We start from the raw sequence: 24655 nt of genomic DNA on the forward strand, positions 1-24655 counted from the left end.
GGCATCTGGGAGGTGACATGAGTTGATAAATATAGTTATAGCATTCCCTAAGCAGGAAGAGGCAGATGGGATAAAAGCCATCCTGATGAGGCATGGTTACAACGTAGTTGCAGCCTATACCTCAGGCTCTGCTGCGGTCCATGCACTGGACGGAATGGACGACGGAATCCTGATCTGCGGATACAGGCTGTCTGATATGATTTACATGCAGTTGAGGGATTATATGCCTTCGTCCTTTGAAATGCTCCTGATTACCTCCAGGATTATTGATGATATATCAGTTGGCAGCGGGATTATCTGTCTTCCTCTTCCGCTTAAGGGAAACAGCCTGATCAACACAGTGGAGATGCTCTCCGAGACGATATATCAGAGAAGGAAAAAGCGGAAAAAACAGCCTCTGAAACGGAATGAGGATGAAAAGAAGCTGATCGAGGATGCTAAAAAAGTACTGATGGAAAAGAACAATATGACGGAGCCGGAGGCTCACAGATATATACAAAAGACCAGCATGGACACCGGGAGCACCCTTTCTGCCACGGCGGAGATGGTGATAGGAATATTGCTGAGATAAAATGGAAAGGTATTATGAGAAATGTTTAAAATCAATGACAATTATTTGAAACTGCCAGGCAGTTATCTGTTTTCTACTATTGCGAAGAAAGTGGCGGCTTTTGAGAAAGCCAATCCGGATAAAAAAATTATCCGCTTAGGAATCGGGGATGTTACACTTCCTCTGGCTCCTGCCGTGATAACGGCCCTTCATACCGCAGTGGATGAGATGGGTGGAAAGAACAGCTTTAAGGGATATGCCCCGGATCAGGGATATGAATTCCTGAGAAGAGCCATTATTGATAACGATTTCAAAACCAGGGGAGTGGAGCTTGATCTGGATGAGGTCTTTGTCAGTGACGGATCTAAAAGTGATGCCGCCAATATCGGAGATATATTTTCGGTTGATAACAAGATTGGTGTCTGTGATCCTGTATATCCTGTTTACGTGGATTCCAACGCCATGTCCGGAAGGGCAGGCAGCTACGTTGCAGAAACGGAAAGATGGGACAACCTCATTTATATGCCATGCAAGGAAGAAAATGGATTTGCACCGGAGTTTCCGCAGGAAGTGCCGGACATCATCTATCTTTGCTTTCCGAACAACCCGACCGGATCTACCATCAAGAAGGACCAGCTGCAGGAATGGGTGGACTTTGCCAACAAAAATAAGTCAGTCATCATTTACGATGCTGCATATGAAGCGTACATTTCAGAAGCCGATGTGCCTCATTCCATCTACGAATGTGAAGGAGCAAAGACCTGCGCCATCGAGATGAGAAGCTTTTCGAAAAATGCAGGATTCACCGGAACAAGGCTGGCATACACAATTGTGCCGAAGGACCTGTTATGCGGAGGAGTATCTGTAAACGGCCTGTGGGCAAGACGCCACGGAACAAAGTTCAACGGTGCGCCTTACATTATCCAGAAAGCCGGAGAGGCTGTTTATTCGGAAGAGGGCAAAAAGCAGACGGCCGAGCAGGTTGCCTACTATATGAAAAATGCGAAGCTGATCCGTGAAGGTCTTGCCGAGGCAGGGTATTCTGTTTCCGGCGGAATCAATGCCCCATACATCTGGTTAAAGACTCCGAACAATATGACGTCCTGGGAATTCTTCGATCATCTTCTGGAAAAAGCCAACGTAGTCGGAACTCCTGGCTCAGGTTTTGGACCAAATGGAGAAGGGTATTTCAGACTGACTGCTTTCGGAAGCTATGAGAATACTGTAGCGGCGCTGGATCGCATAAAAAAACTTTGATGCCATTGACAAAATAATAAAGAAACTGTATATTACTGATAGTAATTCTTTGCTTTAACGTGCGAACTCGCTGAGGCAAAAACAATAAAGTGAAAAAAATTCACTATAGGAGGAGACTTTATTTATGAAAAGGATATTAGGTTTAATTTTAGTGCTCGTAATGGCGATGAGTGTTGTCGCAGGATGCGGCGGATCCGGTAACGATACAGAGACAACCGGTTCAAGTACTGCCTCGGATAAATTTTATATCGGCGGAATCGGCCCGATAACTGGTGCAGCTGCTATCTACGGACAGGGTGTAAAAAATGGCGCACAGATTGCTGTGGACGAAATCAACGCAGCAGGCGGTATCAACGGATACCAGATCGAATATAAATTTGAAGATGATGAACATGATGCGGAAAAAGCCGTGAATGCCTACAATACCTTAAAAGACTGGGGAATGCAGATTCTCATGGGAACCGTAACATCTACCCCATGTATGGCAGTTTCCGCCAAAACAGCAGAGGACAATATGTTCCAGGTTACGCCATCCGGTTCATCACCTGATGTAATCGTAGGAGACAATACTTTCCAGATCTGCTTCTCGGATCCAAACCAGGGTATCGCATCTGCTGACTACATCGCAGAAAATGCCCTTGCAACAAAAGTTGCCGTAATATATGACAGCTCTGATGTTTACTCATCCGGAATCTACGAGAAATTTGCATCACAGGCAGAATCCAAAGGAATTGAGATTGTTGCGGCAGAGGCTTTCACAGCTGACAATAAATCCGATTTCTCCGTACAGATCCAGAAGGCAAAAGATGCAGGCGCAGAGCTTGTATTCCTTCCAATCTACTACACAGAAGCAACCCTGATTCTCAAACAGGCCAATTCCATCGGATACAAACCTCTTTTCTTCGGATGTGACGGACTTGACGGAATCCTTGGTGTTGAAAACTTTGACACTTCCCTCGCAGAAGGTGTAATGCTCCTGACACCGTTTGCAGCAGATGCGACTGACAAACTGACACAGGATTTCGTTGCAACTTACAAGGAAAACTACGGTGAAGTTCCAAACCAGTTCGCAGCGGATGCATATGATGCAATCTACACGATCAAAGCTGCTATTGAAAAGAGCGGAGCAACACCGGATATGAGCGTTTCAGAACTTGGTGATGCACTTAAGGGCGCTATGCCTGAAATCGCAGTTGTCGGACTGACTGGTAAAGGTGCAGAAATGACATGGGCTGCAACCGGCGAAGTAAGCAAGAAACCTATGGCTGTAACAATCAAAAACGGAGTTTATACAGCTAACTAATGAAAAATCTCCGGAGGGGTTTTCAATACCCCTCCTTTTTTTTTTGTTAATTCGAATACGGATTGTGGATGAAATCATCCTGTGTTATAATGAATACAATTTTTAATAAAAAGAGGTGCAATATGAGTTTCATTTCTTATTTAGTCAACGGAATCAGTCTGGGAAGTGTTTATGCTATCATCGCACTTGGATATACCATGGTATATGGAATTGCCAAGATGTTAAACTTTGCCCATGGGGATGTTATCATGATTGGCGGGTATGTGACTTTCATGATCATGAGCACTATGGGACTTTCGCCATGGCTTGGTATTGTTGCAGCGGTCGTCGTCTGTACGCTGCTCGGCGTGGTGATTGAAAAAATCGCTTATAAACCCCTGAGGGGTGCTTCGCCGCTGGCTGTTCTCATAACCGCAATCGGTGTGAGCTACTTTCTGCAGAACATCGCTCTGCTTATATTCGGAGCGAACACAAAATCCTTTACATCTGTCGTATCCATTCCTGATCTTGTCCTGGCAGACGGCCAGCTGACCATATCGGGTGAAACCATCGTCACGATTATTGCCAGTGTCATTATTATGATAGCCATGACACTGTTTATCAAAAAAACAAAAACCGGACGTGCTATGAATGCCGTATCAGAGGATAAGGGAGCGGCCCAGCTTATGGGCATCAATGTCAACAAAACAATCTCTATCACCTTTGCCATCGGTTCCGGTCTGGCAGCCATCGCCGGCATACTTCTTGTTTCATCCTATCCGGCCCTGACTCCTTATACAGGGGCGATGCCCGGCATCAAAGCCTTTGTGGCGGCCGTGTTCGGAGGGATCGGATCTGTACCGGGAGCCATGATAGGCGGGATTCTTCTGGGCGTCATCGAGAACTTAAGCAAAGCATACATTTCATCCCAGCTTGCGGATGCTATCGTGTTCGCCGTGCTGATTATTGTTCTCCTGGTAAAACCTACCGGAATACTTGGAAAGGAAATTCGAGAGAAGGTATAGGTGGGAGATGATGAAAAAGAAAATTGGAATGAATAAAAGTACATATAACAATATGATCACCCTGGGTATCGTGGTGGCCGCATATATCATTATCCAGATCCTGATTTCAACCGGATCGGTTTCCAGCCTTATGGAAGGACTGCTGGTGCCTTTATGCGTATATGTGATTCTGGCCATATCCTTGAATCTTACGGTTGGCATCCTGGGTGAGCTGAGTCTGGGACACGCCGGTTTCATGTGTGTTGGTGCGTTTGCCAGTGCGTTTTTTTCCAGGTTGACCGAAGATCTCATTACGGCAACATATCTCAGGTTTCTTATTGCCCTGATTATTGGAGCTGTCTGTGCTGCCATATTCGGTATTATCATCGCCGTACCTGTGCTGCGGCTCAAGGGGGATTATCTGGCGATCACCACGCTCGCATTCGGTGAAATCATCAAAAACGTAGTCAACGTCATGTACGTGGGAAAAGACAGCACTGGTATCCATTTCTCCATGAAAAACGCTATGGATTTGAACCTGAAGGAAGGCGGAGACGTCATCATAAAGGGTGCTCAGGGAATCACAGGGACCCCGACGGATTCCAACTTCACTATAGGTATCATTCTTGTGCTGGTCACCATGATTGTCGTTATGAATATCATTAAATCCAGTACGGGCCGCGCCATTACGTCCATCCGTGACAATCGTATTGCTGCGGAATCCATCGGAATCAACATAACAAAATACAAGGTAATAACATTTGCCATATCCGCTGCTTTTGCGGGCGTTGCGGGAGTTCTGTATTCCCATAACCTGTCGACCCTGACAGCCACACCGAAGAATTTCGGATACAATATGTCCATTTTGATTCTGGTATTTGTAGTGTTGGGCGGCATGGGAAATATACGCGGATCTATGATTGCGGCGATAGTGCTGACGCTCATTCCGGAATACCTGCGGTTTATGCAGGACTACCGGATGCTGCATAAGCGAAAGGGGGCAGAATAATCATGGCATTATTGGAAGTTAAAAACCTGTCCATTGCTTTTGGAGGTCTTCGGGCGGTGGATGGATTCGATATAAGTATTGAAAAAGGACAGCTTTATGGTCTGATCGGACCAAATGGCGCTGGAAAAACAACCATATTCAATCTGCTTACGGGTGTGTATAAGCCAAATGACGGAATTATAAACCTGGACGGCAAAAATATTGCCGGGATGAGGACCATTGATATCAACAAAGCGGGTGTTGCCAGGACCTTCCAGAATATCAGGCTTTTTAAGGCCATGACGGTTCTGGATAACGTAAAGGTTGCTTTGCAGAACGAATACAGATATTCCGCACTGACAGGCATATGCAGATTGCCGAAGTATTTTAAAATGGAAAAGAAAATGAATGAACGGGCAGAGGAGCTCCTGAAGGTGTTCGATCTGGACGGACAAAAAGATATCATGGCTTCTAACCTGCCTTATGGCAAACAGAGAAAACTGGAGATTGCCAGGGCTCTGGCCACCAACCCGAAGATGCTTCTTCTGGATGAGCCTGCGGCTGGCATGAACCCTAACGAAACACAGGAACTGATGGATACGATCCGCTTCGTGCGGGATACATTTGACATGACGATACTTCTTATTGAGCATGATATGAAGCTTGTTTCCGGTATCTGTGAGCAGCTGACGGTGCTGAATTTCGGCAAAGTGCTGGCACAGGGAGAAACATCCGTGGTTTTGAAGAATCCCGAAGTTATCACGGCATATCTGGGAGAATAGGAGGGAGTTTAAAATGGCAATGCTTGAAATCAGAGACCTGGAAGTGTACTACGGTGTAATCCAGGCTATAAAAGGAATCTCTTTTGAAGTTAACGAAGGAGAGGTTATCGCCCTTATCGGCGCCAACGGCGCAGGCAAGACCACCATACTCCATACCGTATCCAGACTTATCAATTCCAAATCGGGAAACATTATTTTTGAAGGCAGGGATATTACGAAAATTCCTCCCCACCAGCTGGTGGAAATGGGCATGGCCCATGTCCCGGAAGGAAGAAGGGTATTCGCGTACCTTTCCGTTCTTGAAAATCTACTTTTGGGAGCATACACCCGGAAAGACAGGGACGAGATTGAAGAGAGCCTGCAGAATGTATTTAAACGGTTCCCGAGACTGGAAGAGCGGAAGAAACAGCATGCGGGCACCCTCAGCGGCGGAGAGCAGCAGATGCTGGCCATGGGAAGGGCACTGATGTCCAGACCGAAAATCATCCTGATGGATGAACCGTCCATGGGACTTTCCCCGATACTTGTTTCGGAAATTTTCAGCATTATTAAGGAAATCAGCGCCAGCGGCACCACGGTTCTGCTGGTGGAACAGAACGCCAAGAAGGCGCTGGAGATCGCCGATCGGGCTTATGTACTGGAAACGGGCAAGATCGTGCTGGACGGTCCAGCCAACGAACTGGCTGAAAATGAAGCGGTAAGAAAAGCGTATCTCGGCGAGTAGGGATAGGGCTGTCTTGCCGAATATCTGGGTGGAAAATTAATTTTCCGCTTGACAGTAAAAAATATTGTCTGTATTATGAACAATATATTTAATAAAAAATGGAAATGCAGTGAAAGAGACTCCTGCTTATGGAACTCGACAGGAATACGATGCCACCGACTGAGAGCATTGTTTGATGGAACTAAGCGAGGGGAACACTCTGGAGCAGACTTGCCGAATTGCCTTTTGAATGGCTTGTAGGTTTGTACGTCGCACGCGTTAAGTGTATGAGCGCAGGATACATATCGTATTCCTGAATGCGGGTGGTACCGCGGTGTAACGATTACCCCGTCCCGGAATATTTTAATATTCCGGGACTTTTTATGATTAAATGCAATAAAGGAGGATATACAGGTGGAATTCATCAGTGGAGTTATGAAAAAGGATACTCTTGAGATAGGGGAGCTGCTTGCAGGCGATTATCTTGGAAAGAAAGTGACTGTAAACGGAGCCGTTCATTCAATCCGTGATATGGGAGATATTGCCTTTGTTGTCCTGCGCAAGCGGGAAGGTCTTCTTCAGACGGTGTTTGAGGAAGGTAAAACGAATTTTAATATCAAGGATCTGAAAGAAAATTCAACTATAGAAGCGGTGGGCGTAATGGCTGCGGAGGACAGGGCGCCCAACGGAATCGAGATCCGTCTGGAAAGCATACGGATACTTTCTGAACCAAAAGAACCCATGCCCATAGCCATCAATAAGTGGCAGCTTAAATCCCACCTGGAGACCCTGGTGGATCTAAGGCCGATTTCCCTCCGTAACATAAGGGAAAGAGCGAAGTTTAAGATTCAGGAAGGAATCGTAATCGGCTTTCGGGATTTCCTGCATTGCCAGGGCTTTACGGAAATCCGGACCCCGAAGATCGTGTCCAGGGGAGCCGAGGGCGGAGCCAATGTATTTAAGCTGGATTACTTCGGCAAAAAGGCCGAACTGGCCCAGAGTCCCCAGTTTTACAAGCAGACAATGGTAGGCGTGTTTGACAGGGTTTATGAGGCGGCGCCTGTATTCCGGGCCGAAAAGCACAATACCCACAGGCATCTGAACGAATACACCAGTCTGGATTTTGAAATGGGCTATATCGAGGGATTCGAAGAAATCATGGCCATGGAAGCAGGGGCCCTTCAGTATATACTGGAGCTCCTTAAGAAAGATTACGCAAACGAACTCAGGATATGCGGTGTGGATCTTCCCAGTGCACAAAATATTCCTGCGATTAAATTCGAGGACGCCAAGCAGAAGGTATCGGAAAAGTACGACCGTCCAATCCGCAACCCCTATGATCTCGAGCCGGAAGAGGAAGTCCTGATCAGCAGATACTTCAAGGAAGAATACGATGCGGATTTTGTGTTCATAACACACTATCCTTCGAAAAAAAGGCCCTTCTATACCATGGATGATCCGGCGGATACCAGATTTACCCTGAGCTTCGATCTGCTTTTCAGGGGAATAGAAATCACCACGGGAGGTCAGCGTATCCATGATCTGGATATGCTGCGGGAGAAAATAAGTGCCCGAGGAATGGACGAAGAGGGAATGGAACATTATCTGATGATTTTCAAGCATGGAATGCCTCCTCACGGAGGTCTGGGGATGGGTCTGGAAAGACTGACCATGAAGATTCTGGGCAAGGACAATGTAAGGGAAACCACTCTCTTCCCAAGGGATTTGAGCAGACTGGAACCATAAGGAGGTACGAAAATGTCAAATATAATCACGGATGAAACAATAGAATACGTATCTATCCTTGCGAAACTGGACCTTTCGGAAGAAGAGAGGGAACAGGCCAAAAAGGATATGGGCAGCATGCTGGACTACATTGATAAATTGAATGAGCTGAATACGCAGGGAGTGGAACCTATGTCCCATATTTTCCCCGTAAACAATGTCTTCCGGGAAGATGTCCTTGAAAACGGAGATGACAGAGACAACTTGCTCTCTAACGCTCCACAGAAAAAAGATGGCTGTTACAAGGTTCCTAAAACAGTTGAATGATAAGGAGTGTTCAGAGTGGATATTATGAGTTTAACTGCCTTGGAAATGGGCAGAAAAATTAAAAATAAAGAAATCGGCGTGGTCGAGGCTGCAAAGGCGGCCCTGGACAGGTCCGAGGCGCTGGAAAGCATAGTACATGGGTTCGTGACTCTGGACGGAGAAGGCGCAATCAGAAGTGCCCAGAGAATCCAGAAACTGATTGATGAGGGAACTCTGACCGGTCCGCTGGCCGGAGTACCTATGGCAGTAAAGGACAACATCTGCACGAAAGGGTTGCTTACCACCTGCAGTTCCAAAATCCTTTACAATTTTGTTCCGCCATATTCTGCCCAGGCAGTATTGAACATGGAGAAGGCCGGAGCGGTCATTATCGGCAAAACCAACATGGATGAATTTGCCATGGGAAGCACTACGGAAACTTCGGCATACGGGGTAACCCGCAATCCATGGAATATGGATCATGTACCCGGCGGTTCCTCCGGCGGATCCTGTGCCGTAGTGGCTTCGGAAGAAGTAAGCTATTCATTGGGTTCTGATACGGGAGGTTCCATCCGCCAGCCCAGCTCCTTCTGCGGGGTCACGGGGATTAAGCCCACCTATGGAACCGTATCCCGTTACGGACTCATTGCCTACGGCTCCTCCCTGGATCAGATCGGTCCGGTGGCCAAAAATGTTTCCGACTGCACAGCGATTCTGGAAGCGGTGGCTTCCTTTGATAAAAAAGACAGCACATCCGTCCTGAGGGAAAACTATGACTTTTCTTCTGCACTTGTGGACGATGTAAAGGGAATGAAAATTGGAATCCCCCGTGATTATTTCGGACAGGGACTGGATGAGGATGTGAAGGCGGCAGTAATGGCGGCGGCATCGATCCTGGAACAAAAGGGCGCCATCGTGGAGGAGTTCGATTTAAGCCTCACGGAATATGCGATACCGGCCTACTATGTGATCGCTTCTGCGGAAGCAAGCTCGAATCTGGCCAGATTTGACGGAGTGAAATACGGATACCGTGCACCTGAATTTGAGGGCCTTCATGAAATGTATAAGAAAAGCCGCTCCCAGGGATTTGGTGCGGAAGTGAAACGCAGGATCATGCTGGGATCATTTGTACTGAGCAGCGGATATTATGACGCATATTATCTGAAAGCGCTGAGGACAAAAGCCCTGATTAAGGAGGCCTTTGATAAGGCCTTTGCAAAATATGACATAATCCTGGGCCCTGTAGCGCCTTCCACGGCTCCACGTCTGGGGGAAAGTCTTACAGATCCTATCAAGATGTACCTGGGGGACATATATACAATCGCTGTCAACCTGGCAGGACTTCCGGCCATCAGCCTTCCCTGCGGACGGGACAAAAAAGGACTTCCCATCGGTCTCCAGCTTATAGGCGACTGCTTTAAGGAAAACAATATAATCCGTGCGGCGTATTCCTTTGAACAGACAAGGGAATATGAAAGACCGGAGATAGCAAAGGAGGAGAGAAGATGAAACAGTACGAGATGGTAATCGGTCTGGAAGTTCACGTGGAACTTGCGACCAAAACGAAAATCTTCTGCTCCTGCACCACCCAGTTCGGAGGGTCTCCAAACACACACACCTGCCCGGTCTGCACAGGTATGCCTGGTTCTCTTCCGGTTCTGAACAAACAGGTTGTGGAATATGCCATGGCGGTGGGAATCGCCACTAATTGCGACATCACCAGATACTCCAAATTTGACCGGAAGAATTATTTCTATCCGGACAATCCTCAGAATTACCAGATTTCGCAGCTGTATCTTCCAATCTGCCGGAATGGATATGTGGAAATAGAGACACAATCCGGTACGAAAAAGATTGGAATACATGAAATTCACATGGAGGAGGATGCAGGAAAGCTGATCCATGACGAGTGGGAGGACTGTACCCTGGTGGATTACAACCGGTCCGGCGTGCCGCTTATCGAGATTGTATCCGAGCCGGATCTGCGTTCTGCCCAGGAGGTTATTACGTACCTGGAGAAGCTGAGGCTGCTTATCCAGTATCTTGGGGCCAGCGACTGTAAGCTGAATGAAGGCTCCATGCGTGCCGATGTCAATCTTTCCATACGGCCGGTCGGAGCGCAGGAATATGGAACCAGAACAGAGATGAAGAATCTGAACTCCTTTAAAGCTATTTCCAGGGCGATTGAAGCGGAGAAGCTGCGCCAGATCGAGCTGATCGAAGAGGGGAAGACCGTCATCCAGGAAACCAGAAGATGGGATGACAATAAGGAATATTCCTATGCCATGCGTTCGAAAGAGGATGCCCAGGATTACAGATATTTCCCGGATCCGGACCTGGCGCCGGTAGTCGTCACTCAGGAATGGGTCGACAGCATATTGAACCGACAGCCTGAATTCAGGGACGCAAAAATAAAACGTTATATAGAAGACTTTAAAATACCGGAATACGATGCCCAGATCATCACCTCTTCCAAGCATCTGGCAGATATCTTTGAAGAAACCGTAGAGCTATCCGGCCAGCCCAAGGAAGCGTCCAACTGGATTATGGTGGAAACCATGCATATCCTCAAAGTCAGGGAAATGGAACCGGAGAAGGTGAGCTTCTCCCCGTCGAATCTGGCAAAGCTGATCAAACTGATTGAATCGGGCAAGATTAACCGGACAGTGGCCAAGGAAGTATTCGAGGTGATTTTTGATAAAGATATGGATCCGGAAAAATATGTGGAAGAAAACGGACTTATCATGGAAAGCGACGAAGGTGCCCTGAAGGAAATCATACAGAAGATCGTGGATGCAAATCCTAAATCTGTAGAGGATTTTCACGGAGGAAAGGAAAAAGCACTGGGATTCCTGGTAGGCCAGGCAATGAAGGAAACAAAAGGAAAAGCCAATCCGGCACTCATCAATAAAATTCTCAAGGAAATATTAATGCATTGACCTTGTATAGATGTTGTATTATAATTTAATCGGCTGATTATCGGTCACATGGGATTAAAAATTAGGAAAGCAGGTGCTCATTTTGAAAATACTGGACTTATTATATGAAGGCAAAGCCAAAAAGGTTTATAAAACGGATGATGAAGACGTTTTGGTGGTGGATTATAAGGATGACGCTACGGCATTCAACGGACTGAAAAAAGGGACTATCGAGGGGAAAGGCTCCATCAACAACAGGATGACCAATCATATTTTTCAGCTGTTGGAAAAAGAAGGAATCCCGACACATTTTATAGAAGAACTGGATTCCAGAAGGACTGTCGTTAAAAAAGTTGAGATCGTGCCCCTGGAAGTAATCGTCAGAAATGTGGCAGCCGGAAGCTTTTCCAAAAGACTGGGAATCGAAGAAGGAAGAAAACTGATCAGCCCGACTCTTGAATTCAGCTATAAGAACGATGAACTGGGAGATCCGCTAATCAATGATTACTTTGCTCTGGCACTTGGACTTGCAACCCGGGAAGAGATTGATAAGATTACGGAACTCGTATTTAAGATAAATGATTTCCTTTTAAAGTATTTCGCGCAGGCAGGCATTGACCTGATCGACTTCAAGGTGGAATTTGGACGCTATAAAGGAGATATTATCCTGGCAGATGAGATTTCCCCAGATACCTGCAGGCTTTGGGATTCGAAGACAAAAGAGAAACTGGACAAAGACAGATTCAGAAGAGATATGGGCAATGTAGAAGAAGCTTATGACGAAGTTTTCGCCAGATTGGGATTATAATAATATGGAAGAAAAAAAATTTTGCAGTGGCATAGAAGATGACAGGCTCCACGAGGAATGCGGGGTCTTCGGCATCTACAGTTATGATGGGAATGAAGTCGCTTCCACGATTTATTACGGCCTTTTTGCCCTGCAGCACAGGGGACAGGAAAGCTGCGGCATCGCGGTATGCGATACGAACGCTCCGAAGGCAAAGGTGGATTCCTACAAGGGGATGGGTCTTGTGAATGAAGTGTTCAGCTCGGAAGCGCTGGACAAACTGAAGGGAAATCTGGGAGTGGGACACGTGCGGTATTCGACGGCAGGCGGTTCCACCCGTGAGAATGCACAGCCGCTGGTTCTGCATTACATAAAAGGCACCCTGGCACTGGCCCACAACGGAAATCTGATCAATACGCCTGAGCTGCGGGAGGAACTTGCCCGTACGGGAGCTATTTTCCAGACAACCATTGATTCTGAGGTGGTCGCGTATATCATAGCCAGGGAAAGGCTGAAATGCGGAACGGTTGAGGAAGCGATACGTCTTACGATGGACAAAATCAAAGGAGCATATTCGCTGATAGTCATGAGTCCCAGAAAGCTGGTGGGGGCAAGAGATCCTTTTGGGTTTAAGCCTCTCTGCATCGGAAAGAGGGATAATGAATACATCATTACCTCTGAGTCCTGTGCACTGGATACGGTAGGCGCCGAATTTGTCAGGGACGTTCTGCCAGGTGAAATCGTTACAATTGATAAAGATGGAATTCATTCTGATACGTCCGCCTGCCTCTCGGGACACAAGACGGGCAGATGCGTGTTTGAATATATTTATTTTGCCCGTCCGGACAGCGTGATAGACGGTATATCGGTGTACCAGTCCAGGCTGATGGCCGGAAAATATCTGGCCATTGACCACCCAGTGGAAGCCGACCTGGTGGTAGGCGTGCCTGAATCGGGAAACGCAGCTGCCCTGGGATATTCCATGCAGTCAGGGATTCCTTATGGAACGGCTTTTGTAAAAAACAGCTACGTAGGGAGGACCTTCATCAAACCCGGACAGAAAAGCAGGGAATCCAGCGTCCGTGTCAAGCTGAACGTTTTAGCTGAGGCGGTCCGGGGAAAAAGAATTATCATGATTGATGATTCCATTGTCCGCGGAACCACCAGCGACCGTATTATTACGATGCTAAAGGAAGCGGGTGCCACGGAAGTACACGTCCGGATCAGTTCGCCGCCGTTCTTATATGAATGCTTTTTTGGAACCGACGTACCGGAACGCAAGCAGCTGATTGCCTATAACCATTCCATCGAGGAAATCAGACAGATCCTGGGGGCAGATTCCCTTGGCTATCTGGAACTTGAGAGGCTTCCGCAGATTGCGGGAGGGCTTTCAATCTGTATGGGCTGCTTCACGGGAACATACCCGCTGAATCCTCCGGAAGAAGATATCCGGGGAGAATTCCAGGAATAATCATTAGGAGGAAAGTAATATGACAGACAGATATCAGAGCCCTCTGGCCGAAAGATATGCTAGCAGGGAGATGCAGTATATCTTTTCTCCGGACATGAAGTTTAAGACCTGGAGGAAATTGTGGATCGCACTGGCAGAGTCCGAGAGAGAACTCGGACTGAATATCACTGCGGAACAGATTGCCCAATTAAAGGAACATCAGGAAGATATCAACTATGACGTGGCCCGGGAGAGGGAAAAGCTTGTAAGGCATGACGTCATGGCTCATGTCTATGCGTACGGAACGCAATGTCCCGACGCTAAGGGAATCATACATCTGGGGGCCACTTCCTGCTTTGTGGGGGACAATACGGACATTATCATCATGACCGAAGGCCTGAAGCTGGTTCGCAGAAAGATTATCAACGTATTGGATGAGCTGGCGAAATTTGCCAGTGAATATAAGAATCTGCCAACCTTGGGCTATACGCACTTCCAGCCGGCCCAGCCTACAACGGTAGGCAAAAGGGCAACTCTCTGGATGATGGAGCTGAAGCTGGATCTGGATGAACTGGAATTCAGGCTGGAGAATATGCGTCTGCTCGGCTCGAAAGGTACCACCGGGACCCAGGCAAGCTTTTTGGAGCTCTTTGACGGAGATTACGAAAAGGTGAAGGAAGTAGACCATAAAATTGCTGAAAAAATGGGATTTAAAGGCTGTTATCCCGTATCAGGACAGACCTACTCCAGAAAAGTGGACATGGGCGTTTTGAATGTACTTGCAGGAATTGCCGCAAGCGCACATAAATTTTCCAATGACATCAGGCTTTTGCAGCATTTAAAGGAAATAGAGGAACCCTTCGAGAAGAACCAGATCGGATCCTCTGCCATGGCATATAAGCGCAATCCAATGCGCAGCGAGAGGATAGCCTCTCTTGCAAACTATGTAATTGCAGATGCCCTGAATCCTGCCATTACCGCCGCAACCCAGTGGTTTGAGAGAACCCTGGATGATTCGGCCAACAAAAGAATCAGCGTACCGGAAGCCTTTCTGGCGGTGGACGGAGTGCTGGATCTGTATCTGAACATTGTAGACGGTCTGGTTGTGTATCCTAAGGTCATTGAAAAACACCTGATGACGGAGCTTCCATTCATGGCAACCGAGAACATCATGATGGATGCGGTAAAAGCCGGCGGCGACAGACAGGAACTCCACGAAAAAATCAGAACCCTTTCCATGGAAGCCGGACGAAATGTCAAGGAAAACGGAATGGATAACAACCTGCTGGAACTGATTGCGGCGGATCCTGCTTTCAACCTGACGATAGAGGAACTGAAACAAACAATGGATCCTGCCAAATATACCGGATGTGCAGGAAGACAGACGGAAGAATTTCTGGAAGAGGTAATCAACCCGATTCTGGAAGCAAACAAAGAATTTCTGGGGATGACGGCTGAAATCTCTGTTTAGATAAAATGCAACATTTAAGGAGGAAACAACATGGTAAGAGCAATAGTTGGAGCAAACTGGGGTGATGAGGGTAAAGGGAAGATTACCGACATGCTGGCAAAGGAATCCGATATTATTATAAGATATCAGGGAGGAAGCAATGCCGGCCATACAATCATCAACGAATATGGTAAATTCGCCCTGCATCTTCTTCCATCCGGTGTGTTTTACAACCATACCACAAGCGTCATCGGGAACGGAGTTGCACTGAACATCCCATTTCTTGTGAAGGAGGTTAAGAGCCTCGAAGAAAAAGGCGTTCCGACTCCAAAGATTCTGGTATCCGACAGGGCGCAGATCCTTATGCCTTACCATATGGCTTTTGATACATATGAGGAGGAACGTCTGGGAGGAAAATCTTTCGGCTCCACAAAATCTGGCATAGCACCTTTTTACTCGGATAAATACGCGAAAATCGGCATTCAGGTCAGCGAACTGTTCGATGGCGAAGCTTTACGCGAAAAAGTCAAGGGAATCTGCGAATACAAGAACATCCTTCTGGAGCATCTTTACCATAAGCCTCAGCTGGATGAAAATCAGGTATTTGAGGAACTGATGGAATACAGAGATATGGTAGCGCCATATGTAACGGATGTTTCGGCGTATCTTTTCCGGGCCCTGAAGGAGGGTAAAAACATTCTCCTGGAAGGCCAGCTGGGGGCGCTGAAAGATACAGATCATGGAATCTATCCGATGGTTACTTCCTCCTCCACTCTTGCCGGATACGGCACAGTCGGGGCAGGAATCCCTCCTTATGAAATCAAAGAAATCATTGCTGTCGTCAAAGCATATTCCAGTGCAGTCGGCGGCGGTGAATTCGTGAGCGAAATCTTTGGAGATGAAGCGGATGAACTGAGAAGACGCGGTGGAGACGGCGGCGAATATGGAGCCACAACCGGAAGGCCAAGACGTATGGGCTGGTTTGATGCGGTTGCATCCCGTTATGGATGCCGTATTCAGGGAGCTACTTCTGTTGCCCTCACGGTTCTGGATGTTCTTGGATATCTGGATGAGCTTCCGGTTTGTGTAGGATACGAAATCGAAGGCGTAGTGGCAAAGGACTTCCCGGTTACCACAAAGCTTGCCAAAGCAAAGCCAGTATATGAAATGCTTCCGGGATGGAAGCAAGAAATCAGGGGAATCCGCAATTACGAGGAGCTTCCTGAGAACTGCAGAAAATACATCGAATTTATTGAGAGACAGCTGGAAGTACCTGTTACCATGGTGTCAAACGGACCTGGAAGGGAAGACATCATTTACAAACATTAATTGAAGGACGGTTTTAATATGAGCGAAAAAACAGCACTGCTTGAGCAGTGGAGGAACTTGGCATATGAGTCACACCAGTCAGAGCAGCAGAGCTCTCTTTTCTGGGCGGATTATTTTCAGAGAGAAAAAGGGATTTACCAGCAGCTTCTTGCGGACCCGGATACAGCTGTTGAAGGAACCGTGAAAGAGCTCGCAGAAAAATTCGGCGAGAATCTGCTTATTATGGCAGGCTTTCTGGATGGAATCAATGACAGCCTGAAGGAGAAGAATCCTATCGAGACCATGGAGGAAGATACGAAAGTGTCCCTGGCTTTTGATAAGGAGCTGCTTTTCAGGAATATGATTGAAGCCAAAGCAGACTGGCTGTACGGTCTGGAAGAATGGAAATTCATCTTTCCGGAAGAAAAGCTGAAAGACCTGTACCTGGAGCAGAAGAAAGCCCATACAGTTGTCAAGGGCAAAAAAGTCGGAAGAAATGAGCCCTGCCCATGTGGAAGCGGTAAGAAATACAAAAGCTGCTGCGGAAAATAGTTATATGGAGTCCTATACCTATCTTTCAGCAGTTTATGATATTTTCATGGATAATATCCCCTACGATGCGTGGGGGAAATTTATCGTGTCAGAATTAAAGAAACGCGGCATCGATGATGGACTGATTCTTGATCTCGGCTGCGGGACGGGAATAATGTCGGAGATCCTTGCCGGAGCCGGATATGACGTAATCGGCGTAGATTCCTCGGCGGAAATGCTTGCGGTGGCCTCTGCCAAGGCAGCAGAGTCGGGAAATGAGATTCTGTACCTGTGCCAGGATATGAGGGAATTTGAACTGTACGGTACGGTCCGGGCGGTTGTCAGTGTCTGCGATGCCCTGAATTATATTCTGGAGAAAGAGGAACTGGTCCGTACCTTCTTCCTGGTCAGCAATTATCTGGATCCGGGGGGTGTGTTTATATTCGATATGACCACTCCTGCGGAATATGAAGAGATTGCAGATGACGTAATTGCGGAAAACCGGGATGAGTGCAGCTTTATCTGGGAAAATGACTTTGACCCGGAAAGCAGTCTGAACCGTTATGACCTGACTCTTTTCATCAGGGATGAGGCAGGAAAATATGATAAATACGATGAGACACACGTTGAGAGGGCTTATACGGAAGAAGAAGTCAGGGCCGCATTGATAGAAGCCGGTCTTGCCTATCAGTCCTCCTGCGAGGATTATAAAAATGCCGAACCGGACAGCCTTAGCGGACGTATCTGCTATATTGCCGGAGAGTGCAAAAAAGAGGTAAAAGAATGAGTGATTATTTAATCAGGGCAACCGCCGCCGATGGCATGATCCGTGCGTTTGCAGCGACTACCAGGGATACGGTTGAGCATGCCCGGCAGACCCATAATTCAAGCCCGGTAGTGACGGCGGCGCTTGGACGGCTCCTTACGGCCGGAGCCATGATGGGAAGCATGATGAAGGGGGAGAACGATCTCCTGACGCTGCAGATTCGCGGGGACGGGCCGATGCAGGGAATGGTTGTAACGGCGGACCCGAGGGGCAACGTGAAGGGCTATGCATTTGAACCGGAAGTCCTGATTCCCGGGCGGCTGGACGGAAAACTGGATGTTGCCGGAGCCGTTGGCCTGGGTTATTTGAATGTCATAATGGATCTGGGACTGAAGGATCCGTATTCGAGCCGGGTGGACCTGATATCCGGAGAGATAGCGGAAGATCTTACCTATTATTTTGCCACATCGGAGCAGACGCCTTCATCGGTAGGTCTGGGTGTGCATATGACCCTGGAAAATACAGTACAGCAGGCGGGCGGATTCATAGTGCAGCTTATGCCGGGCGCAACAGAAGAAATCATTGCAGCCCTGGAGAGCAAGCTGTCGGGAATGTCTTCCGTTACTGAAATGCTGGAGCAGGGAATGACCTGTGAAAACATCCTGGAATTTCTTCTGGGAGACTTCGGTCTGGAGATAAATGAAAGAATGCCTGTCAGATTTTTCTGCAACTGCTCAAGGGACCGGGTACGGGGGGTTCTGGCTGGATTAGGCAGAAAGGATCTGCAGGAGATGATCGACGAAGAAGACGTGGAAGTCAACTGCCATTTCTGCAGTGAAAAATATTCCTTCAGTCCGGCTGAACTGACGGAAATCCTGGAAGGCCGCGCCTGAGAAAATCCCATCAAAAAAGGAACCGTCCGAATCGGACAGTTCCCAGTTTTAATCAGGTGGTAAATAATTTGCTTTTCTATTTTAAGAAAAAGGCACACCATTTAGTCATGATTATAATTTCGTTACGTTTGTAGCCTGAGGGCCTTTTGCACCGTTAACAATGTCGAATTCAACGGAAGCGCCTTCATCTAATGCTTTGAAGCCGTCCATGTTGAGTCCTGAGTAGTGAACAAAAACGTCATTTCCATCCTCGTCGCTAATGAATCCGTAACCTTTTTGGTTGTTGAACCACTTTACTGTACCTTTGCTCATAATCTATACCTCCAAAAAAATGAAATTATCAGTTGCCCCTATGCAACTTTTTTTAGATTAGCATATATTACTATATATGTCAACGATTTAGACGTTTTTTTGTGTGAAATTACCAACATTAAAGAAGCCGTTAAATGAACAATAATGAAATGAGGCAATAAATGGAATTTTTGATAGATGCACATACACACACCCTGGCAAGCGGACATGCATACAATACGATTCTCGAAATGGTCAGTGCGGCACGTGGTAAAAACCTGGAGATTTTGGGAATAACCGAACATGGGCCGGCAATGGCCGGAAGCTGTCAGGATATTTACTTCAATAATCTCAGGTCCATAGACCGAAAAGTATTCGGTATGGAAGTTCTTCTGGGTGCCGAACTGAATATCATTGACTACAAAGGCGGCACGGATCTCAGGGGTGATATCATCAGGGAGATGGATATCACCATAGCAAGCCTGCATAATGTTTGTATCGCAATCGGCAGCAGGGAGCAGAATACGGCTGCTTTGATCGGCGCTATCAAAAATCCTTTGATTGACATAATTGGACATCCGGATGACGGACATTTTCCATTGGATTATGAAGCTGTGGTCAAAGCTGCCAAAGAGTACGGGAAACCCCTGGAGCTGAACAATGGGTCTCTCAAACCGGGCGGATTCCGAATCAATGCCTGGGAAAACAACATGGAGATATTGAAGCTCAGTGCCCGCTGTGGTGTGGAAATACTCATCAGTAGCGATGCTCATTTTTCTACGGATGTTGCGGAATATTCCTATGTGCAGGAGTTTCTGAAGGAAGCGGATTTTCCGGAAGAACTGCTCTTAAACGGGAATCCGGACCGTTTTAGGAAGATGGTCCATAAGTACAAAAAGTCTGGACTTTAGGACTTTAATATGCTAAAATTTTCTCAATATAATTCTGAAGATGCAAGGAGAGGTAAATTACATGGGGAAAAGCATTAGAACGACCGCCGTCGATCATCTGTTTGAGGCAGTGCTGACATTAGAGGACAAAGAGGAATGCTATAAATTTTTTGAGGATGTATGTACCATCAATGAAATCCTTTCTTTTGCCCAGAGATATGAAGTAGCCAAAATGCTTCGAGAGAAAAGGACCTATATCGATATTGCGGAGACCACGGGTGCATCAACGGCAACCATCAGCAGGGTGAACCGTTCCCTAAATTACGGAAACGACGGATATGATCTGGTGTTTTCGAGATTGTACCCTCATATTGATGAAAAATAACAATTATTGTGACATCTGCTTCTGCGTGTAGTATAATCAGGGGAGAAGTCACATATATTTTTATTTAAGGAGGTTGTATAAATGGGAATATTGTCGAGGTTCAAGGATATCATGTCTTCAAACATCAACGCACTGCTGGACACAATGGAAGATCCATCAAAAATAATCGACCAGTACCTGAGGGACTTGGAAAGCGATCTGGGTAAGGTTAAAGCCGAAACCGCCGCAGTTATGGCAGAAGAGACGCGGGCCAAGAGAGAGCTTGACGAATGCTCCGCAGAAGTGCAGAGAATGCAGGACTACGCAGAAAAAGCAGTCAAGGCCGGGAATGATGATGATGCAAGACAATTCCTGAGCAAAAAGAAACTACAGACAGACCAGGAGACATCCTTAAAACACATATACGAAGCGGCTGCAGGAAATGCCGCCAAGATGCGCCAGATGCATGATAAGCTTGTTGCAGATATAGGATCGCTGAATGCCCGCAAGGATTCTGTCAAGGCGAAGATAGCGGTGGCCAAGACCCAGGAAAGAATTAACCAGATGGGCTCCAGTGTCGCCGGAGTACAGGGAACCATGTCTGCTTTCGATAAAATGGAAGCAAAGGCAGACCGGCTTTTGGACCAGGCAAACGCTATGACTGAGCTGAACGAATCAGCAGCAAAAGATGATGTGGGTGATCTGGCTAAAAAATATGATACTATGCAGACAGTCGATGTTGAAGATGAACTTGCTGCACTGAAAGCCAAGTTGGGGGAATAAGCCTGCAAGAGAATTTTTAGGGTGTCCGTGTTATGACAGGCACCCTTTTTTGTTCATAAAATGAAGCGGAGGGTGAAAAGTATGGGATTGTTCAGCAAAGAATTTTCGAATGTGGTAGAGTGGCAGGAGTATCGGGATGATGTCATGTTCTACAAATGGAATAACGATGAAATCAAGAAGGGCAGCCGTCTGATTCTGCGCCGCGGACAGGATGCCATATTCTTTTATAATGGAAAAATCGAGGGAATCTTCAAAGACGAAGGAAGCTTCGACATAGAGTCCCAGATTATTCCTTTTCTCTCCACGCTGAAGGGATTCAAGTTCGGATTCAACAGCGGGGTGAGGGTTGAAGTACTGTTCGTAAACACCAAGGAATTTGCCATAAAATGGGGAACCAAGAATGCGGTCAATATACCCATGCCCCAGATGAACCTGCCGGGCGGGATGCCGATCCGGGCTTTTGGAACTTTTGCCTGCAAGATTGACGATTATGGAATCCTCATGGACAAGATTGCCGGAATCAAACAGCAGTTCATGGTGGAGGATGTGAAGGACAGGGTTATCCCGATGCTGGACCAGCTTCTGATGAAGTGGATTGCCAGCGAAGGAAAAGATATGTTCAATCTCCAGGCCAACTCCTTTGAGATTTCCCAGGGCATTAAGGAAGACCTGGATATGGAGATGCGCAAAATCGGAATCGCCATCACTGCCTTTAATATCTCCAGCTTTTCTTATCCGGAGGAAATACAGAGGATGCAGGAAAAGGTGGCAGGACAGAGTATGGTGGGAGATGTTGGAAGATACAGGGACGTGGGCCTTGCGGATGCCATGTCGGAAGGAAAAGGGGCAGGTGCTTCGGCTGCTTCCGATATGGTGGGGCTGCAGATGGGAATGGCAATGGGACAGCAGATGGTGAACCAGATGAAAGAAGATGCCAATGCTGAAGATGTGAAGGAGACTGCACAGTCCCCCAAATTCTGCCCGAACTGCGGATTCAAGACAAACGGAGCCAAATTCTGCTCCAACTGCGGACAGAAACTAGTATAACAAACATAAAGGATTGGTAGAATATAAGATGAGCATATATGATTCACTGAATGACAGCCAGAAAGAAGCTGTGTTTACGACGGAAGGCCCCCTGCTGATCCTGGCGGGTGCCGGTTCCGGAAAGACCAGAGCCCTGACCCACAGGATAGCCTACCTGATCGAGGAGGGCATTGCCAGGCCGGAAAATATCATGGCTATTACATTCACGAACAAGGCAGCGGGAGAAATGCGGGACAGGGTGGACAATCTGGCGGGCCAGGAGGCCGGGAAAGTCTGGGTGGCCACATTTCATTCCAGCTGTGTGAGGATTCTCAGACGGTTTATCAGCAGACTCGGATATGATAACAATTTTGTGATTTATGATACCGACGACCAGAAGACCCTGATGAAAGAAATCTGCAAGAACCTAAATATCAATACAAAACTGTACAAAGAGCGATCTCTCCTTTCTGCCATATCATCGGCGAAGAATGAGCTGATCGGTCCGGAAAAGTTCGCCAAAATTCACGGCGGAGATTTTTCCAAACAGAAAATAGTAGAGGTTTATAAGGAGTACCAGAGTCAGCTGTATAAAAACAATGCCCTGGATTTCGATGACCTGATTTTCAAGACGGTAGAACTTTTGGAAACCAATGAAGATGTGCGGGACTTCTACCAGGAAAGCCTGCGATATATCATGGTGGACGAATATCAGGATACCAATACGGCCCAGTTCAAGCTGGTAAGCCTGTTGGCTGGAAAATACAAGAATCTCTGCGTTGTCGGAGATGACGATCAGTCCATCTATAAATTCAGGGGAGCTAATATCCAGAACATCCTAAGCTTTGAAACGGTTTTTCCTGAGGCAAAGGTAATCAAGCTGGAACAGAACTACCGCTCCACCAAAAATATCCTGCACGCGGCAAACGAAGTAATCCGTCATAATGAAGGCAGGAAGGATAAGACCCTGTGGACACAGAAGGAAGAAGGGGAAAAGATTATCCTGAACCAGTTTGAAACCGCTTATGACGAAGCGGCATCCATTTCCAAGGATATCAGGGAGCTTGTGGAAAATGAAGGATACAAGTACAGCGACATTGCGGTGCTGTACCGGACGAACGCCCAGTCGCGTATCCTGGAGGAGAAATTGATCAGGGATCTGATTCCATACAAAATAATCAACGGAATCAATTTCTACCAGCGAAGGGAAATCAAGGACATGCTGGCTTATCTGCGGACCGTCGACAATGGCCGGGATGATATTGCTGTAAAGAGGATCATCAATGTACCCAAACGCGGGATCGGCGATGTAACCATCAGCAAGGTGCAGGACTACGCCATCCGGAATGAATACGATTTTTTTGATGCACTGTCAAAAAGCAGGGAAATACCGCTGGCGGAAAATACCGTCTGCCGGGTCAATTCTTTTGTGAATTTCATTCACAGCCTTCGGGACAAATTGGACACTGTAACGGTGCGGGGCCTTTTGGAAGAAATCATAGATGAGACCGGTTACCTGGCAGAGCTGAAACTGGAAAACACTGAGGAAGCCCAGGCCAGAATTGAAAACGTGGAAGAGCTTATAAATAAGACCGCCGAATTCGATGAGAGGAAAGCGGACGAAGCCCTAAGTGAATTTCTTAGCGATGCAATGCTGATGACAAACCTGGATTCCCTGGATACCGATACGGATTATGTCCCCCTTATGACAATCCATAATGCGAAAGGGCTGGAATATCCCAAGATATTCCTTACGGGCATGGAAGACGGCCTTTTCCCGGGATTCATGTCCATCGGATCCGATGATCCGGATGAACTGGAAGAGGAAAGAAGGCTGTGCTACGTGGCGCTCACCAGGGCCATGAGGAGCCTGACCATTACCTGTGCGAGACAGCGTATGGTCAGGGGCGAGACCCAGCTGAACAACATTTCCAGGTTCGTGACCGAAATTCCGGAGGATATGCTGGACATGAAGATAAAGGAAGGCAGGATGCTGGGCTATAAAGGCAGAGGCTCCCTGGCATCGGCACCGGGACGCCCCAGTGCGAAGCCGTTTTTCCTTGAAAAATCCTATGATCCCAAAAAATTCGAAGTCAAAAAGGCGGATGCACTCTCCTATGGAGTGGGAGATACGGTAAAGCATGTGAAATTTGGGGAAGGAAAGGTTATGGAAGTTCTGGATGGTGGAAAAGATTTCGAAGTTACGGTGGATTTCCAAAAAGCCGGAACCAAGAAACTCTTCGCCTCTTTTGCAAAATTGCAGAAAATTTAATGGAATTATGACACAAATGATGGTATACTGTTAATAGCAATAGTTGGGAAAGGAAGTGGATGTCATGAGCAGAGTTGAAGAGATAGTAAGTGCCAGCAAGCTTGGGGAACTCATTAACCGGAAACAGAAGAAACAGGACAACACAGTGAAAATCTTAGGCATTGTTGCAGCAGCTGCCTCTCTGGGGGTTATTGCATATCTGATATACAGATATTTCAATCCTAAATTCGATTTAGAAGATGATTTCGAAGACGATTTTGATGATGATCTGACAGATTACGATGATGATGTTTTTGAAGACGAAAAAGAATAATTGATATACCAAATGA

Annotated in this window: 25 protein-coding genes; 24 read left to right on the forward strand and 1 reads right to left on the reverse strand. The window is 47.0% G+C overall.

The window, feature by feature from the left end; all coding sequences use genetic code 11:
- The first annotated feature begins 22 nt into the window (after positions 1-22).
- From BUA79_RS07300 to hslO, 18 genes are all read left to right on the forward strand, one after another.
- Positions 23-571: an ANTAR domain-containing response regulator gene (locus BUA79_RS07300; RefSeq protein WP_073993716.1), complete on the forward strand. Its 549-nt coding sequence runs from the start codon at positions 23-25 to the stop codon at positions 569-571.
- 21 nt (positions 572-592) lie between these two features.
- Positions 593-1807, forward strand: a complete 1215-nt coding sequence (locus tag BUA79_RS07305; RefSeq protein ID WP_073993717.1) for an LL-diaminopimelate aminotransferase — start codon at positions 593-595, stop codon at positions 1805-1807.
- Positions 1808-1931: 124 nt separating this feature from the next.
- Positions 1932-3110: an ABC transporter substrate-binding protein gene (locus BUA79_RS07310; protein ID WP_073993718.1), complete on the forward strand. Its 1179-nt coding sequence runs from the start codon at positions 1932-1934 to the stop codon at positions 3108-3110.
- A 122-nt stretch (positions 3111-3232) separates the two neighbouring features.
- Positions 3233-4114, forward strand: coding sequence for a branched-chain amino acid ABC transporter permease (locus BUA79_RS07315; RefSeq protein WP_073993719.1), 882 nt, complete (start codon positions 3233-3235; stop codon positions 4112-4114).
- Positions 4115-4124: 10 nt separating this feature from the next.
- A complete protein-coding gene (locus BUA79_RS07320; RefSeq protein ID WP_094757362.1) occupies positions 4125-5102 on the forward strand; it encodes a branched-chain amino acid ABC transporter permease in 978 nt (325 codons plus the stop codon).
- A 2-nt stretch (positions 5103-5104) separates the two neighbouring features.
- The gene (locus BUA79_RS07325; protein ID WP_073993720.1) at positions 5105-5863 is read left to right on the forward strand and encodes an ABC transporter ATP-binding protein; all 759 of its coding nucleotides are present in this window, start codon (positions 5105-5107) and stop codon (positions 5861-5863) included.
- Positions 5864-5876: 13 nt separating this feature from the next.
- Positions 5877-6587, forward strand: a complete 711-nt coding sequence (locus tag BUA79_RS07330) for an ABC transporter ATP-binding protein (RefSeq protein WP_073993721.1) — start codon at positions 5877-5879, stop codon at positions 6585-6587.
- A gap of 393 nt (positions 6588-6980) precedes the next feature.
- Positions 6981-8312, forward strand: a complete 1332-nt coding sequence (gene aspS, locus BUA79_RS07335) for an aspartate--tRNA(Asn) ligase (RefSeq protein ID WP_073993722.1) — start codon at positions 6981-6983, stop codon at positions 8310-8312.
- Positions 8313-8324: 12 nt separating this feature from the next.
- Positions 8325-8618 carry an Asp-tRNA(Asn)/Glu-tRNA(Gln) amidotransferase subunit GatC gene (gatC, locus tag BUA79_RS07340; RefSeq protein ID WP_073993723.1) on the forward strand — a complete coding sequence of 98 codons (294 nt, stop codon included), beginning with the start codon at positions 8325-8327 and terminating at the stop codon, positions 8616-8618.
- A 15-nt stretch (positions 8619-8633) separates the two neighbouring features.
- Positions 8634-10106 (forward strand): Asp-tRNA(Asn)/Glu-tRNA(Gln) amidotransferase subunit GatA, encoded by a 1473-nt coding sequence (gene gatA / locus BUA79_RS07345; RefSeq protein WP_073993724.1) that lies wholly within the window; start codon positions 8634-8636, stop codon positions 10104-10106.
- Positions 10103-11536: an Asp-tRNA(Asn)/Glu-tRNA(Gln) amidotransferase subunit GatB gene (gatB, locus tag BUA79_RS07350; protein WP_073993725.1), complete on the forward strand. Its 1434-nt coding sequence runs from the start codon at positions 10103-10105 to the stop codon at positions 11534-11536. The genes gatA and gatB overlap by 4 nt, the downstream gene beginning before the upstream one ends.
- Before the next feature lie 82 nt (positions 11537-11618).
- A complete protein-coding gene (gene purC, locus BUA79_RS07355; protein WP_073993726.1) occupies positions 11619-12323 on the forward strand; it encodes a phosphoribosylaminoimidazolesuccinocarboxamide synthase in 705 nt (234 codons plus the stop codon).
- A gap of 4 nt (positions 12324-12327) precedes the next feature.
- Complete coding sequence (gene purF / locus BUA79_RS07360; protein WP_073993761.1) at positions 12328-13773, forward strand: amidophosphoribosyltransferase; 1446 nt, start codon at positions 12328-12330, stop codon at positions 13771-13773.
- Between the two features lie 19 nt (positions 13774-13792).
- Positions 13793-15223: an adenylosuccinate lyase gene (gene purB, locus BUA79_RS07365; RefSeq protein ID WP_073993727.1), complete on the forward strand. Its 1431-nt coding sequence runs from the start codon at positions 13793-13795 to the stop codon at positions 15221-15223.
- Positions 15224-15253: 30 nt separating this feature from the next.
- Entirely contained in the window at positions 15254-16531 is a 1278-nt protein-coding gene (locus tag BUA79_RS07370) for an adenylosuccinate synthase (RefSeq protein ID WP_073993728.1), read from the forward strand.
- Between the two features lie 18 nt (positions 16532-16549).
- Positions 16550-17062, forward strand: a complete 513-nt coding sequence (locus tag BUA79_RS07375; RefSeq protein ID WP_073993729.1) for an SEC-C metal-binding domain-containing protein — start codon at positions 16550-16552, stop codon at positions 17060-17062.
- Entirely contained in the window at positions 16980-17828 is an 849-nt protein-coding gene (locus tag BUA79_RS07380) for a class I SAM-dependent DNA methyltransferase (RefSeq protein ID WP_242941663.1), read from the forward strand. The genes BUA79_RS07375 and BUA79_RS07380 overlap by 83 nt, the downstream gene beginning before the upstream one ends.
- On the forward strand, positions 17825-18700 hold the full coding sequence (gene hslO / locus BUA79_RS07385; RefSeq protein WP_073993731.1) for an Hsp33 family molecular chaperone HslO: 876 nt from the start codon (positions 17825-17827) through the stop codon (positions 18698-18700). The genes BUA79_RS07380 and hslO overlap by 4 nt, the downstream gene beginning before the upstream one ends.
- Positions 18701-18811: 111 nt before the next feature.
- Here the strand turns inward: hslO and BUA79_RS07390 are convergent, their stop codons facing one another.
- Positions 18812-19012: a cold-shock protein gene (locus BUA79_RS07390; RefSeq protein WP_073993732.1), complete on the reverse strand. Its 201-nt coding sequence runs from the start codon at positions 19010-19012 to the stop codon at positions 18812-18814.
- A gap of 161 nt (positions 19013-19173) precedes the next feature.
- Between BUA79_RS07390 and BUA79_RS07395 the strand changes: the two genes are divergently transcribed.
- The 6 genes from BUA79_RS07395 (at position 19174) to BUA79_RS07420 (ending at position 24639) form a co-directional block, all read left to right on the forward strand.
- Positions 19174-19902, forward strand: a complete 729-nt coding sequence (locus BUA79_RS07395; protein ID WP_073993733.1) for a phosphatase — start codon at positions 19174-19176, stop codon at positions 19900-19902.
- Positions 19903-19963: 61 nt separating this feature from the next.
- Positions 19964-20266: a YerC/YecD family TrpR-related protein gene (locus tag BUA79_RS07400; RefSeq protein ID WP_073993734.1), complete on the forward strand. Its 303-nt coding sequence runs from the start codon at positions 19964-19966 to the stop codon at positions 20264-20266.
- 81 nt (positions 20267-20347) lie between these two features.
- The gene (locus tag BUA79_RS07405) at positions 20348-21028 is read left to right on the forward strand and encodes a PspA/IM30 family protein (RefSeq protein ID WP_073993735.1); all 681 of its coding nucleotides are present in this window, start codon (positions 20348-20350) and stop codon (positions 21026-21028) included.
- 81 nt (positions 21029-21109) lie between these two features.
- On the forward strand, positions 21110-22075 hold the full coding sequence (locus BUA79_RS07410; RefSeq protein WP_073993736.1) for an SPFH domain-containing protein: 966 nt from the start codon (positions 21110-21112) through the stop codon (positions 22073-22075).
- A gap of 28 nt (positions 22076-22103) precedes the next feature.
- Positions 22104-24326 carry an ATP-dependent helicase gene (locus BUA79_RS07415; RefSeq protein WP_073993737.1) on the forward strand — a complete coding sequence of 741 codons (2223 nt, stop codon included), beginning with the start codon at positions 22104-22106 and terminating at the stop codon, positions 24324-24326.
- Between the two features lie 64 nt (positions 24327-24390).
- Positions 24391-24639, forward strand: a complete 249-nt coding sequence (locus BUA79_RS07420; protein WP_073993738.1) for a hypothetical protein — start codon at positions 24391-24393, stop codon at positions 24637-24639.
- Positions 24640-24655 lie beyond the last annotated feature (16 nt).

Origin of the sequence: Parasporobacterium paucivorans DSM 15970, from assembly GCF_900141895.1 — a bacterium.
Taxonomy (GTDB): domain Bacteria; phylum Bacillota; class Clostridia; order Lachnospirales; family Lachnospiraceae; genus Parasporobacterium; species Parasporobacterium paucivorans.